At 64.9% G+C, this 13,412-nt stretch carries 13 protein-coding genes; 3 read left to right on the top strand and 10 right to left on the bottom strand.

What is annotated here, in order from left to right:
- The coding region (locus ACE3S9_RS06420) for a sulfatase-like hydrolase/transferase (RefSeq protein ID WP_374545615.1) at nucleotides 1-607 on the bottom strand (607 nt) is incomplete at its 3' end.
- A 589-nt stretch (nucleotides 608-1,196) separates the two neighbouring features.
- Here ACE3S9_RS06420 and ACE3S9_RS06415 point away from each other — a divergent pair.
- Nucleotides 1,197-1,610 carry a hypothetical protein gene (locus ACE3S9_RS06415; RefSeq protein WP_374545614.1) on the top strand — a complete coding sequence of 138 codons (414 nt, stop codon included), beginning with the start codon at nucleotides 1,197-1,199 and terminating at the stop codon, nucleotides 1,608-1,610.
- Between the two features lie 150 nt (nucleotides 1,611-1,760).
- On the opposite strand, the gene ACE3S9_RS06410 is transcribed toward ACE3S9_RS06415, so the two are convergent.
- From ACE3S9_RS06410 to ACE3S9_RS06395, 4 genes are all read right to left on the bottom strand, one after another.
- Complete coding sequence (locus tag ACE3S9_RS06410) at nucleotides 1,761-3,005, bottom strand: cell wall hydrolase (RefSeq protein WP_374545613.1); 1,245 nt, start codon at nucleotides 3,003-3,005, stop codon at nucleotides 1,761-1,763.
- Between the two features lie 188 nt (nucleotides 3,006-3,193).
- The gene (locus ACE3S9_RS06405; protein ID WP_374545612.1) at nucleotides 3,194-3,541 is read right to left on the bottom strand and encodes a DUF559 domain-containing protein; all 348 of its coding nucleotides are present in this window, start codon (nucleotides 3,539-3,541) and stop codon (nucleotides 3,194-3,196) included.
- Nucleotides 3,542-3,608: 67 nt separating this feature from the next.
- Nucleotides 3,609-5,741 carry a glycine--tRNA ligase subunit beta gene (gene glyS, locus ACE3S9_RS06400; RefSeq protein WP_374545611.1) on the bottom strand — a complete coding sequence of 711 codons (2,133 nt, stop codon included), beginning with the start codon at nucleotides 5,739-5,741 and terminating at the stop codon, nucleotides 3,609-3,611.
- 180 nt (nucleotides 5,742-5,921) lie between these two features.
- Nucleotides 5,922-6,881 carry a glycine--tRNA ligase subunit alpha gene (locus ACE3S9_RS06395; protein WP_374545610.1) on the bottom strand — a complete coding sequence of 320 codons (960 nt, stop codon included), beginning with the start codon at nucleotides 6,879-6,881 and terminating at the stop codon, nucleotides 5,922-5,924.
- Nucleotides 6,882-7,196: 315 nt separating this feature from the next.
- On the opposite strand from ACE3S9_RS06395, the gene ACE3S9_RS06390 reads away from it, so the two are divergent.
- On the top strand, nucleotides 7,197-7,658 hold the full coding sequence (locus ACE3S9_RS06390) for a hypothetical protein (protein WP_374545609.1): 462 nt from the start codon (nucleotides 7,197-7,199) through the stop codon (nucleotides 7,656-7,658).
- 67 nt (nucleotides 7,659-7,725) lie between these two features.
- Here the strand turns inward: ACE3S9_RS06390 and ACE3S9_RS06385 are convergent, their stop codons facing one another.
- Nucleotides 7,726-8,481, bottom strand: coding sequence for a tRNA1(Val) (adenine(37)-N6)-methyltransferase (locus ACE3S9_RS06385; protein WP_374545608.1), 756 nt, complete (start codon nucleotides 8,479-8,481; stop codon nucleotides 7,726-7,728).
- Nucleotides 8,462-8,686: a DUF2007 domain-containing protein gene (locus tag ACE3S9_RS06380; protein ID WP_374545607.1), complete on the bottom strand. Its 225-nt coding sequence runs from the start codon at nucleotides 8,684-8,686 to the stop codon at nucleotides 8,462-8,464. Before ACE3S9_RS06380 ends, ACE3S9_RS06385 begins: the two co-directional genes overlap by 20 nt.
- Nucleotides 8,687-8,865: 179 nt before the next feature.
- On the opposite strand from ACE3S9_RS06380, the gene ACE3S9_RS06375 reads away from it, so the two are divergent.
- Complete coding sequence (locus ACE3S9_RS06375; protein WP_374545606.1) at nucleotides 8,866-9,879, top strand: polyprenyl synthetase family protein; 1,014 nt, start codon at nucleotides 8,866-8,868, stop codon at nucleotides 9,877-9,879.
- Between the two features lie 165 nt (nucleotides 9,880-10,044).
- Here the strand turns inward: ACE3S9_RS06375 and ACE3S9_RS06370 are convergent, their stop codons facing one another.
- The 3 genes from ACE3S9_RS06370 to ACE3S9_RS06360 all read right to left on the bottom strand — a co-directional run.
- The gene (locus ACE3S9_RS06370) at nucleotides 10,045-11,433 is read right to left on the bottom strand and encodes an ammonium transporter (protein ID WP_374545605.1); all 1,389 of its coding nucleotides are present in this window, start codon (nucleotides 11,431-11,433) and stop codon (nucleotides 10,045-10,047) included.
- A gap of 50 nt (nucleotides 11,434-11,483) precedes the next feature.
- Nucleotides 11,484-11,822 (bottom strand): P-II family nitrogen regulator, encoded by a 339-nt coding sequence (locus ACE3S9_RS06365; protein WP_374545604.1) that lies wholly within the window; start codon nucleotides 11,820-11,822, stop codon nucleotides 11,484-11,486.
- A gap of 184 nt (nucleotides 11,823-12,006) precedes the next feature.
- A partial coding sequence (locus ACE3S9_RS06360) for an ABC transporter ATP-binding protein/permease (RefSeq protein WP_374545603.1) occupies nucleotides 12,007-13,412 on the bottom strand: 1,406 nt, incomplete at its 5' end.

Here is a 13,412-nt window from a genome sequence, read left to right as displayed (position 1 = left end):
GCAGCGGACCCTCGTCGGTGATCTTCTGCTTGCCGATCTTGCCCCAGCGCGGCTGCACCGTCGGATCGTCGACGTCGGTCGCATAGCTATGGACGAGGTTGCGCGGCCCGTATTTGTCGATCCAGTCTTGGGGATAGTCGAACCAATAGGGGTCCGACATCGCGTCGAGATGGTAGAGATAGCCGAAAAACTCGTCGAAGCCGTGGACCGTCGGCAGGAACTTATTGAGATCGCCGAGATGGTTCTTGCCGAATTGGCCAGTCTCATAACCGAGCGACTTCAGCACCGTCGCCAGCGTGACGGCCTGGTCCGGCATGCCCACGTCGGCGCCGGCCTGGCCGACCGTGGTCAGGCCGGTTCGCAGCGGGAGCTCGCCGGTGATGAAATTGGCGCGGCCCGCCGTGCAGCTCGCCTCGGCGTAATAATCGGTGAAGCGCATGCCCTCCGAAGCCAGCTTGTCGAGATTCGGCGTCCGGCCGGCCATGATGCCCTGATGATAGGCGCCGATGTTGAACCAGCCCACATCGTCGCCCATGATGACGAGGATGTTCGGCGGCTTTTGCGTTTGCGCCGCGGCCGGGATGCTCGTCGCCGCTGCGAAGGTCATGCAGGCGGCTGTCGCCGCCACGAATGTCCAGCGTGTCACCATCGGAAGACCTCCCCTTCATTCCGGGCGCCAGAGCCAAAGCCAAAGCCGAAATTTTGGCCAAAGCCAAAATTTTGCGGCGCGCCCCATGAACTGGTGTGAATTTTTTTTACTTCGATCTGCGGCTAAGATAATGAAAGAAGCCCGTCTGACTCAGTGTCGTTCAAGGCTAATTTTATGTTTTATCTAATCTTTTTGAAGTTTAGCGGTCAAATGAATTTTTCGGGAACAGCCAGGAATGACTTTCCGTCGGCCTCATCTGCCTGAAACGCGAGCATAATTCTTGAGCTCTGCGTTTTCCACAGCGGCGCTGCATTGTCGAACGCCGCGTGCGGCGCCGAATGAGGCGCCTCGCGTCCCGAAGCGAATGGACAATCCTTCGCGCGAGGTGGGAACCTTTTGCGCTGACCAGACTTTAGTTGAGCAATGAATGGCGTTCGCCGTTGCGCCTCGTCCCGGCGAACCGACCCAAAAATCCATGACGCATAACGGCCGTTCGGGCCGGCGCCGTCGCGGCGACGAGGCGATGCTCAGCAGATGGAGCACGGCCATGTGTGACTATTCGCTCGAACTCTACGAGTCCCGCCCCGCGCGCGCGGGAGAAGTCTATGTCACGTCACGCTTTCCCAGCGGATCGATCGGGCTGACCGCGCCGCAGGATCGCGAGACGGCGATCTGCATCGCCTGCGGAACCCGCCTGGTTCTGGAAGGCCTGAATGAGGAGACGCGGAGCGCCTTCGGCATCAGCGAGATGGAAGAAGTCGTCTTCGCCCATATGCAGGACGGGCTTTACCGCGACGGCGTCGCTTTCGCCAACGGCGTACGGGTGGCGCTGAACCGCCTCGGCGTCGGCGTGCTGGTGAGCCTGGCCGATGTCGCTCCGATCGCGGCGAAGAAAGAGCCGGAGAAGAAGGAGCCGGAAGCGGCCTCGCCCGAGCCGGTCGAAATGGAGCCGGCCGAATAATACCGGTTCTCATTGATGAGAACCGGTGAGGAGCGAATGCGACAGGGCGTTCGGGACGCCCGTCTGAAGACGGGCTTATGGCCGAGCTGATGCGAGGGATTTCGATGATCGCGATGAGTCGCGATCATCGAAGCTTAATATAAGCCGCCCTCAGCCGGATTTCAGCCGGTAGAAGATGTGCCGGCCGATCACGTCGGTTTTCTTCAGCGACCGCGCCCAGCGCGGTCGCACATAATCGGCGTGATAATGGGTCGAGCCGCCAACTTCCGCCAGCCAGGTGCGGCCGTCCAGCACCTCGTTGGCGATGCGCGTCGCCTGGCTCCAGGCGTCGGCCTCCTGCACGCGCAGCGATTTGCCTTCGCAGGCGAAGGAGAATTGGCAGGCGCGGTAATGGCTGCGGTTCTGGAAGACCACGCCGCAGATGGTCGAGGGATAAAGCCCCGACGTCATCCGGTTGAGAATGACTTGCGCGACGGCCGCCTGGCCCTCGGGGGGCTCGCTGCGCGCTTCGAAATAGATCGCCTGGGCGAGGCAGCGCTTTTCGGCGTCCACGCGCTCGGGCGCCAGCAACGCGAGATAGCCGCGCTTGTCGTCCGGCTGTGACGCCGGCCCACGCCGGACGGGCGCGACCGAAGCGAGATTGGCTTCGACCGGCGTCTGGTCCGCCGCGAAAGGCGTGCTCGACGCCAGCGCAGTCGCGCGCGGCGTGGCGGGCGTCGCGCCCTCCGCGATCCGTTCGGCGAGCGCCGCGCGGCGCATGGTGACGGCGCCGGTTCCGGCGGCGGGCGAGGAGCCGCCTTCGCTGAACTGCGTCACGGGGGTCTCGCCGTCCTGCCAGGCCTCGAAGCTCGCGACCGAATCCGGGCCGGGCGCTTCGGCCTCGCCCAGCGTGAAGGTCGAGGCGAGACCGCTTTCATCCGCATTGAAGGTCAGGACATTGGCGCGCATTCTGGCGAGCGCGCCGGGCTGGCGCAGCCGGCCGTCGATGGTCGGACGCAGGCCGACCAGCGGATCGCCCTTGTGGTGACGGTCGATTTCCGGAAAGGCGGCGGCGCCTTTTTTCAGATCGGCGCGCGGCTCCAATTCGTCTTGGGGTTGGCCGGCGAGTTGTTCCGGCGCGCCGACGGCGAGCCGGGCTTCGCGCAACAAGCCGCGGCCGGAATGCACTCCGAAATCGGCGGCGAACAGCTGCGGCGGCGGCGCGAATTCGGCCGGCATGACGGCGGCGTTTTTCGAGGAGATCGGCGCCATTGAAGCGCCGGCAGGCGCTTCCTGCCCGGCGTCGGCGACGAAGGAAACCAGCAATCCCGCGCCCAGCACCCAGGGCGCGACCACACTCGCGGCCCAATTAAGGCGCGAAACCGAGAAATGCGCCTGACGCCGCGCCTTCCGCATACGCGTTTCCCTGCCAACCAACGCGCGGCGGAGAACCCGGCCGCATTCCAGAAGCCCTATGGTTATCGCCTGTTAGGCTTGAGAGCGCGTTACCGAAGGCAACCGATGCCAAGTCCCGAAATGAGACGATGGGGGATTCCTTCTCCCCTTGCGGGAGAAGGTGGCGCGAAGCGCCGGATGAGGGGGCGTCAAAAGGAGAGGCCGCAGCGCGCGAGAATGGTATCTTCAATCATGCGCGGATTATTCAGGATGTCATGATTCCAAAAGCGCAAGACAACGAAGCCCTGCGCCGCCAGGAAAGCATCGCGCTCTTGATCGTAAGCGCTCTCCGCATGCTGAGAACCATCAGCCTCGACGATCAACCGATGCCGAAAACAGATGAAATCGACAATATAAGGCGCGACCGGCGCCTGCCGCCGGAATTTCAGCGCCGCCATGCGCCGGTCACGCAGAATGCCCCACAGCGCGGCTTCGGCGTCGGTCGGCTGACGCCGCATGGCGCGGGCGTGCGTGCGGAGATTCGTTTCATCGGCCATGCTGCACCCCTCATCCGTCTCGCCTTCGGCGAGCCACCTTCTCCCGCAAGGGGAGAAGGGAGGGGCGTCACGCGCCGCCGATCTTCGAGAAGTCCGCGACGAGATGGATGGCGCGGCGCAATTGCGCCAGCATTTGCAGGCGGTTTCTGCGCAGGTCGGCATTGTCGGAATTGACCGTGACCTTGTCGAAAAAGGCGTCGACCGGCGCGCGCAATTTGGCGAGCGCGCGCATGGCGCCTTCGAAATCTTCCGAACCGACCGCGTCCTTTGCCTCGCGCTCGGCGCGGTCGAGCGCGGCGGCGAGCGCATGTTCCTCATGCTCGATGCGCAGATTGGCTTGCGGGTGTTGCTCGAAGGCGCCGGCGCCGTCCTTCTTCTCCTCGGCCTTGAGGATATTGGCCGCGCGCTTGTAGCCCGCGAGCAGGCTGGCGCCGTCCTCGGTTTTTAGGAAATTTTCCAACGCCGTGATGCGTGAAACGATCAACACCAGATCATCCTCACCCAGCGCGAAAACGGCGTCGAGCAGATCGTGCCGCGCGCCGCGGTCGCGGAGATCCACCTTGAGGCGGTCGGCGAAAAAGGCAAGCAGGCTTGCCGCCAGTTCGCCGGTGTCCGTTGCGCGGAAGGTCTTGCCGATCTCAGCGAACAGAGCCGCCAGCCGCAACCGCAGCCCGTTCTCTAAAATGATCCGGATCACGCCAAGCGCTGCGCGGCGCAAGGCGAAGGGGTCTTTCGAGCCGGTCGGCTTTTCATCAATCGCCCAAAAGCCAACCAGCGTGTCGAGCTTGTCGGCCAGCGCCACGGCGATGCTGACCGGCGCGGCGGGGATTAGATCGTTCGGGCCCTGCGGCTGGTAATGGTCCTCGATCGCGGCCGCGACAGCGCCGTCCTCGGCCTGCAATTCCGAGTAATAGCGGCCCATCAGGCCCTGCACTTCGGGGAATTCGCCGACCACTTCCGTCACTAGATCGGCCTTGGCCAGTTCCGCCGCGCGCGCCGCCTTGTCGGGATCGGCGCCGACCTTGGGCGCCAGCTCCTTCGCCAGCGCGACGATGCGGTCCACCCGCTCGCCCTGCGTGCCGAGCTTGGCGTGGAACACAATGTTCAACGCGCGCAATTTGGCGAGGCGCTGGTCGAGCGGTTTGCCCTTGTCGGAATAATCGGGCAGGGGCGCCTGGTCGGTTTTCCAGAAATAGAGCGCGTCGGACAGGCGCGCGCGCACGACGCGGCCATTGCCGGCGGCGATGGCCTTGCCGCCATCGCTGGCGATGACATTGGACACCAGCAAAAATTTGTTCGCCAGCCGCCCGGTCTGCGGATCGCGCAAGACAAAACATTTCTGGTTGGCGCGGATGGTGGCGCGGATCACTTCGTCGGGAATGTCGAGAAAGCGCGCGTCGAATTCGCCCATCAGCACGACCGGCCATTCGACCAGCCCCGCGACCTCGTGCAACAGGCCGTCGTCCTCGACCAGCTCCAGCCCCTGCGCGAAGGCGAGATCCTTGCAATCATGCAGGATGATGTCGCGGCGCCGCGCCGGGTCGAGCACCACTTTGGCGGCCTGCAGCGCGGGCAGATAATCGTCGAAGCGGCGCACCTTGATCGCCTGCGGCGCCAGGAAACGATGGCCGAAGGTGACATTGCCGGAGCGGATGCCGCCGACCTCGAACGGCACGATTTCCGGCTCTTCGGTCTCGGGGCCGAAGGTCGCGACAATGGCGTGCAGCGGCCGCACCCAGCGCAAGGCGTTGGGCTCGGCCGAAAGCGCGCCCCAGCGCATCGACTTCGGCCAGGGGAACGACTTGACGATCGCGGGCAGGACTTCGGCGAGCACGTCGATGGTCGCGGCGCCGGGCCGCTCGATCAAGGCGAGATAAAACTGGCCGCCCTTCTTGTCCGTCTCGACTTTGGCCTCGTCCAAGGAGGCCAGCCCGGCGCTTTTGAGAAAGCCCTGAATCGCCGCTTCGGGCGCGCCGACGCGCGGGCCCTTTTTCTCTTCACGCTGGTCGGGCTGGCGCGTGGGCAGGCCGACGATGTTCAGCGCCAGCCGGCGCGGCGTGACATAGCTTTCCGCCGCCTCATAGGTCAGGCCGCGTTCGACCAGAGCGTCGGTGACGAGTTTTTTCAGGTCGGCGGCGGCCTGGGCCTGCATCCGGGCCGGAATTTCCTCGGAGAAGAGTTCGAGCAGAAGGTCGGACATGACGGACTTCAGGGAAAGAGGGAAAGGCGGACGACGAAAGGCAAGGCGGAGCCGAAGACGTCATTGCGAGGAGCCAAAGGCGACGAGGCAATCCAGGCTCCGGGTCGTTCGCAAGGTGGATTGCTTCGCTGCGCTCGCAATGACGGTTCCCTTCGAGGCATGGTGGATCAGAGCTGACGTTCAGGCGCCGGCGCCGTCGGTCTTCATCCAGGCGGCGCCGCAGGCCTTGGCCAGTTCGCGCACGCGCAAAATATAGCTTTGCCGCTCGGTGACCGAGATCACGCCGCGCGCGTCGAGCAGGTTGAAGGCGTGGCTCGCCTTGACGCATTGGTCATAAGCCGGCAGCACCATCAGATGATGTTCGGCGTCTCCACGCTCGCCGAAAGCGAGCAAGGCCTTGCATTCGGCCTCGGCGCGGGCGAAATCGCCGAACAGTTTTTCGACGTTGGCCGCCTCGAAATTATGGCGCGAATATTCCTGCTCGGCCTGCAGGAAAACATCGCCATAGGTGATGCGCTCGGCGCCGTCGAGGCCGTTGAAATTCAGGTCATAGACATTCTCGACGCCCTGCACATACATGGCGAGGCGTTCGAGGCCATAGGTCAGCTCGCCGGAAACCGGCGCGCATTCCACGCCCGCGACCTGTTGGAAATAGGTGAATTGCGACACTTCCATGCCGTCGCACCAGCATTCCCAGCCGAGCCCCCATGCGCCGAGCGTCGGGCTTTCCCAATCGTCCTCGACGAAGCGAATGTCGTGCAGGCCGGAATCCACGCCGATGGCGGCGAGCGATTGCAGGTAAAGATCCTGCAGATTGTTCGGGCTCGGCTTCAGGATCACCTGATATTGATAATAATGCTGCAACCGGTTCGGGTTCTCGCCATAGCGGCCGTCCTTGGGGCGGCGCGAGGGCTGCACATAGGCCGCCTTCCAGGGCTTCCTGCCGAGCGAGCGCAGGGTGGTGGCGGGGTGGAATGTGCCGGCGCCGACCTCCATATCATAGGGCTGCAGGATCACCGCGCCTTGCCGCGCCCAGAAATTCTGCAGGGTCAGGATCAGGCCCTGAAAGCTCCGTTTCGGATCGAGCGCCGCGGGCTTCGCGGAATCGGCGGGTCGGGGCGTCGCGTCGGTTTGGGTCATCGGGCCGTCTTGGGAGCGTTTTCGCGAATGCGGCCGCGCGGGGGCGGCGGGCCGGCGCAACCTAAAGCCCGCGTCCAGGCCGGTCAACACGAGGGACGGCCGGCGAGGGCGGATCGGCAAGGTTAACGGGAGAATCGCGCCCGCATCGGCGCCGGCGGGTGTAGATTGCCGGCCAGGATCGAAAACGCCGCCTGCCCGAGGCGTTTCGGTGGGGTTTTTCAGTCTCTTGGAACAGGAAGCGGAGCCATGGCGTTCAGCTTGGGTTCAGGGACGGTGGGTTAACACTTCGCGAATCGTTTTTTGAGGAGATCGGCCATGACCTTTTCGAGTGGCTTGTTCAAGACCGCGTCCCTGGTCGTCGTATCGGCCGGGGCGCTTTTGCTGTCCGAGCCGGCCTTCGCTTTCGGCGGGCATGGTGGTTTCGGCGGCGGCGGCTTCCATGGCGGCGGCTTCCGCGGCGGCGGCGGCTGGCATGGCGGCGGTTGGGGCGGCGGCGGCTGGCGTGGCGGCGGTTGGGCCGGACGTCCTGGCTGGGGTCGACCCGGCTGGGGCGGCGGTTGGGGCCGGCCCGGTTGGGGCTGGGGCGGCGTCGCGGTCGCGCCCGCCTGGGGCTGGGGTTGGGGCGGCGGCTGGGGACCCGGCTGGGGCTGGGACGACGGCTATTACGCCTCCCCCGTCTATGCCGCGCCGGTCTATTCGCAATGTTTCCTCCGCCGCGTTCATGTGCGGACGTCTCATGGCTGGCGCTGGCGCCGCGTGCGCTATTGCTACCAATAAGCCTTGCGTGACGAGTAACGCGTAGCGTTTCAAGCGTGGAAGCCGGCCTCCGGGCCGGCTTTTCGATTCAATCCGCGAACAGCGGACGGCCCTCGCGGTGAATCGCCTCGGCCAGCGGGGTGAAACCGCCGTCCGGCTTGTGCAGGACGAGGCCGGGCAGCAGCGAAAGCGGGGCCTTCGAGCCTTTTCGCCCGCGCAGGACGACGCGAACCGCTTTTTCGCCCTCCCTCGGGAAGATGGGAAAAATCCGCAAATCGCCGATCCGTCCGGACAAGGCCGGCAGCAGGGCGTCGAGCGCGTCGGCGCGATGGATCGCGACCAGAATTCCCCCGGGACGCAGGATCGCGAGGCTCGCCCGCAGCCATTTCGCGACGCCGCCCTCATCGAGCACATGGGCCATGGCGCGGTCGGAATCGGGCGAGCGCCGCGCCTCCGACGCCGTGAGGAAAGGCGGATTGGTCGCCGCCAATTGGGCCGATTCCGCCAGTCCTTCCGCCTTGCGCACGGCGGCGTCGAACAGATCGGCCTCGACGACGCGCGCCCGCGCCTCCAGCGCGTTCAGCGCGACATTGTCGCGTGCGAGCGCCGCGGCGGCGGGGTTTTTCTCCAGCAGCGCAATGCTGGCGCCGGGATTTCGTTGCGCCAAAGCGAGCCCCACCGCGCCGACGCCCGCGCCGACATCGACGATCAGGCCTTCGGCCAACGGCGGCGCGGCGGCGGCGAGCAGCACGGCGTCGGTGCCGACGCGATGGCCGCGCGCCGGCTGGCGCAGGACGAGCCTGCCGCCGAACAGGCCGTCGGGCTCAGGCGTCGGACAATTCATGGCCAAAGCCCGCCTCGCGCAGCAGGCGCCGCGCCCGGCCGATCTCGTCGTCCGCCACGCAGATCCGGCGCGGCAGGAAGCCCAGCGAGCCTTCCAGCACGCTCATGTTCTCGTCCGCGACGAAGAAATAGACCCCCGCCTCGCGCAACAGGGTCTCGACGACCGAGATCAGGACAATGTCATTTGTGCGCAGCAATTCGACCATGGCCCGGAATCATCTAGGACAGCGGAGAGGGAAGTCTAGGGCTGGCGCGCGGGGCTGACAATGCAGGGCGGATTCGGCCCGGGCCGGCGCAAATCGCAAGGAGTGCGGCGAAAATCCGGCTTTTCCTTTTGGCTTTGGCGCACTATGGTCGCGCGCGTTAACGAGATGAGGAACACGCCTTGGGTCTGGTCATACCGTTTGACGACAAAGCCAGCGAATCCGGCTTGGAGCGCCTTGTCGCCCTCGTCGCCGAGGACATGAACCGGGTCAACCAGACCATCCTTGCGCGCACCGGCTCCGATGTCGCGATGATTCCCGAAGTCGCCAATCATCTCATTTCTTCCGGCGGCAAGCGCCTGCGGCCGATGTTGACGCTGGCTGCGGCGGGGCTGTGCGGCTATCGCGGCGACGGCCATGTCAAGCTCGCGGCCGCCGTCGAATTCATGCATACCGCGACTTTGCTGCACGACGATGTGGTGGACGAAAGCGACATGCGGCGCGGCAAGCTCGCCGCGCGCATGTTGTGGGGCAATGAGGCCAGCGTGCTCGTCGGCGATTTCCTGCTCGGCCAGGCCTTCCGCATGATGGTCGAGGTCGGCTCGCTCGCCTGTCTCGACGTGCTGTCGGTGGCCGCCACGGTGATCGCCGAAGGCGAGGTGATGCAGCTCGCCGCCGCCAAGGACACCGCGACGACGGAAGACGCCTATCTGGCGGTGATCCGCGCCAAGACCGCCGAACTCTTTGCCGCCGCCGCCGAGGTCGGGCCGACCGTCGCCCAGCGCCCGAAGGCGGAGATCGAAGCCTGCCGCGCCTATGGCATGAATCTGGGCGTCGCCTTCCAGCTCATCGACGATGCGCTGGACTACGGAGGCCAGGCCGCCAAGCTCGGCAAGAATGTCGGCGACGATTTCCGCGAGGGCAAGATCACCTTGCCGGTGGTGCTGTCGTTCCGACGCGGCTCGGAAAGCGAGCGCGCCTTCTGGAAGCGCGTGCTGGAGCAGGGCGAGATCGGCGAGGGCGATCTGGAAAACGCGCTCGCCATCATGAAGAAACATCGCGCGCTCGAAGACACGGTGGAGCGCGCGCGCCATTACGGCGCCATGGCGCGCGACGCGCTCGGCCTGTTCGCGGATTCGCCCTGGAAGGCGGCGCTGCTCGACACGGTCGATTTCTGCATCGCCCGCGCGCACTGACGATTCCTCGAAGCGTCATGGCCGGGCTTGTCCGGGCCATCCACGCCGAGCAGATTTCTCAAGCGTCCCATACTGTTCCCGGACGCCAGCCGTGGATGCCCGGGACAAGCCCGGGCATGACTGTCTCTGGGCGACAAGGCTCAATCACGCCTTCCGAACAGCCTCTTACTGCACCGTCTCGCCATGCAGCGCGAGGTCGAGGCCCTCGACCTCTTCATCCGGGCTGACGCGCAAGCCGATCGTGAGATCGACCAGCTTCAGGATGATGAGCGACACGATCGCGTCATAAGCAATGACGATCGCGACGCCGATCACCTGATTGACGATCTGGCCCGCATTGCCCTCGATCCAGCCGGACGTGCCGCCATATTGCGAAATGGCGAACACGCCTGTCAGGATCGCGCCCGTCGCCCCGCCGACGCCGTGGATGCCGAAGCAATCCAGCGCGTCGTCATAGCCGAAGGCCGCCTTGAGGCGCGTCGCCGCCAAATAGCACAGCACGCCGGCGATGGCGCCGATCGCCAGCGCCCCCGCCGGCCCGACGAAGCCGGAGGCCGGCGTGATGGCGACCAGCCCCGCGACCGCGCCTGAGCAGATGCCGACCAGCGTCGGTCTTTTCGCCACGATCCATTCGGCGGCCATCCAGGCGAGGCCGGCGGCGGCGGTGGCGATTTGGGTCACGGCCATGGCCATGCCGGCCTGCATGCCGGCGCTGACCGCCGAACCGGCGTTGAAGCCGAACCAGCCCACCCATAGCAGCGAGGCGCCGATGAAGGTCAGCACGACATTATGCGGCGGCGCCGTGGCCTCGCGGCGGCCGAGCATCAGGGCGCACATCAGGCCGGCGACGCCGGAATTGACATGGACGACGGTCCCGCCCGCGAAATCGAGCACTTTGACATAAGCGGCATCGTTGCCGCTGTTGAGAAAACCGTCCGGCCCCCAGACCCAATGCGCGATGGGCGCGTAGACGAAAATGGCCCACAGGCCGATGAACCACATCATGGCCGAGAATTTCATGCGCTCCGCGAAAGCCCCGGCGATCAGGGCCGGCGTGATGATCGCGAAGGTCATCTGGAAGCAGATATAGACGCTTTCCGGAATGGTCGGCGCCAGCGGGTTGGGATTGCCGATTCCCTTGGCCGTGTCGCTCAGGATTCCCTGCAGTAAGGCGCGGTCGAGGCCGCCGACGAAGGGCGTTCCGGCGCGGAAGGCCAGGCTATAGGTGACGGCCGTGAACAGAATGGTGATGAGGCAGGTGATGGCGAAACTGGTCATCACCGTATCGCCGACATTCTTCTTGCGCACCAGGCCGCCGTAAAACAGGCCGAGGCCGGGCACGGTCATCATCAGGACCAGCGCCATCGACGTCAGCATCCAGGCGGTGTCGCCGGAATTCGGCGTGCATTCCGTCAGGGTTTTCGCGTCGCAGGCAGGCGGCGCGGCCGCCGCTTGGGCCGCCGCCGTGGCGACCGAGGTGAGAAGCGCGCCGCCAGCCAAGAAACCGCGATGCAGCGCCGGGGATATTTTCTGCAATGAAATGCCGAACATCATGGCCGCCCCCCTCAATGGTTGGCGATCGCGCACGTGCAGGACGGCGTCGCTTACAGCGCCGCCTCGTCGGTTTCGCCTGTCCGAATGCGATAGGCGCGCTCGGCGTCGACGACAAAAATCTTGCCGTCGCCGATTTCGCCGGTGCGCGTGGTTCGGATAATGGTTTCGATCACGGCGTTGGTTCGGTCGTCGGGAACCACAAGTTCGATTTTGATCTTGGGCACGGTCTCGACCAAATATTCGGCGCCGCGATAGATTTCCTTATGCCCCTTCTGTCGGCCGTAGCCCTGCACTTCGGTCACCGTCATGCCGGTAACCTGCTCCTTGGCCAGGGCGTCGTGCAGATCGTCCAGTTTGAAGGGCTTGATGATTGCGATGATCAATTTCATGGCGCTGCTCCCGACCTCACGCAAAGGCCAAGCCTTTGTCCGGTCGCGCCGACTGATGTTATTTTGCTACCAAACAGGTATTCGTGCAACTTTTTTGATCTAAGATCGAAATAAGCACGAAGTTAAGCAGTATTGTCGCCAAGCTTAACATTGCTAAGCGATCGACGTGGCTCTGGCTTGGCTTTTATAGTTCCGCAGAGCGCAGCAAAGCTTCCTCGCGATCGTGCCGAAGATCGGCCGGCTCGGGCGCGGGCGCAGCCGGCTCCTCCGGCTGGGGCGAAGCCGCGGCTTCTTCTTCCTCGCGCAATTGCCGCCGCCACAGCGCGGCATAGGCGCCGTCGCGGGCGAGCAGATCGTCATGCGCGCCGCGCTCGACGACGCGGCCCTGGTCGAGCACCAGGATTTCGTCGGCATTGACCACGGTCGAAAGCCGGTGGGCGATGACAATGGTGGTGCGTCCGCGCGACGCCTCGTCCAAAGCGCCTTGAATCTCGCGCTCGGTAAAGGTGTCGAGCGCGCTGGTCGCCTCGTCCAGCACCAGGATCGGCGGCGCCTTGAGCAAGGTGCGGGCGATGGCCACGCGCTGCTTCTCGCCGCCGGACAGTTTCAGGCCGCGCTCGCCGACCTGGGCGTCATAGCCGCCCGGCGCATTCGCGATGAAGGAATCGATCTGGGCGAGGCGGGCGGCCTCGCGCATTTCCGCCTCGGTGGCGTCGGGCCGACCATAGAGCAGGTTGTAACGGATGCTGTCGTTGAACAGCACATTGTCCTGCGGCACCATGCCGAGCGCGCCGCGCAGCGAATGGAGGGAGACCTTGGCGATGTCCTGCCCATCGATCAGGATGCGGCCCTGCTGCGGATCGAAGAAGCGGAAGATCAGCCGCGAAATGGTCGATTTGCCGGCGCCCGAGGCCCCGACAATGGCGAGCGTGCGGCCCGCCGGAACCTCGAAATCCACGCCGCGCAGGATCTTGCGCGCCGGATCATAGGCGAAATGCACGTTCTCGAAGCGCAGGGCGCCCGCCGTGACCGCCAGATCCGGCGCATCCGGGATCTCGTCGATGTCATTGGGCTGGTCGAGAATGTCGAACATCATGGCGATGTCGATGATCGCCTGTTTGACCTCGCGATAGAGCATGCCCATGAAATTGAGCGGCTGATAGAGCTGGATCAGCATGGCGTTCAGCATGACGAAATCGCCGACGCTGTTCTTGCCCTCGCGGATGCCCTCGACGCAGAGCGTCATGATCGCGACCATGCCGAGCGTGAAGATCAGGGTCTGGCCGAAATTGAGCACGGCGAGCGAGACATAGCTCTTGACGCTGTTGCGCTCGTAGCGCGCCATTGAGCGGTCGTAGCGCGCGCCCTCACGCTGTTCGGCGCTGAAATATTTGACCGTCTCGTAATTGAGCAGCGAGTCGATCGCCTTGGCGTTGGCGTCGGAATCGCTCTCGTTCATCGACCGGCGGATGCCGATCCGCCAATTGGTCGCCAAAGCCGTATAGGCGAGATAGGCGGCAATGGTCGCGGCCGTGATCGCGGCATAGCGCCAGTCGAACTGGAAGAACATCACGCCGAGGATCAGCGCGA

The organism is Rhodoblastus sp. (assembly GCF_041915505.1).
Lineage (GTDB): Bacteria > Pseudomonadota > Alphaproteobacteria > Rhizobiales > Beijerinckiaceae > Rhodoblastus.
This window is presented reverse-complemented; position numbering and strand designations above follow the sequence as displayed.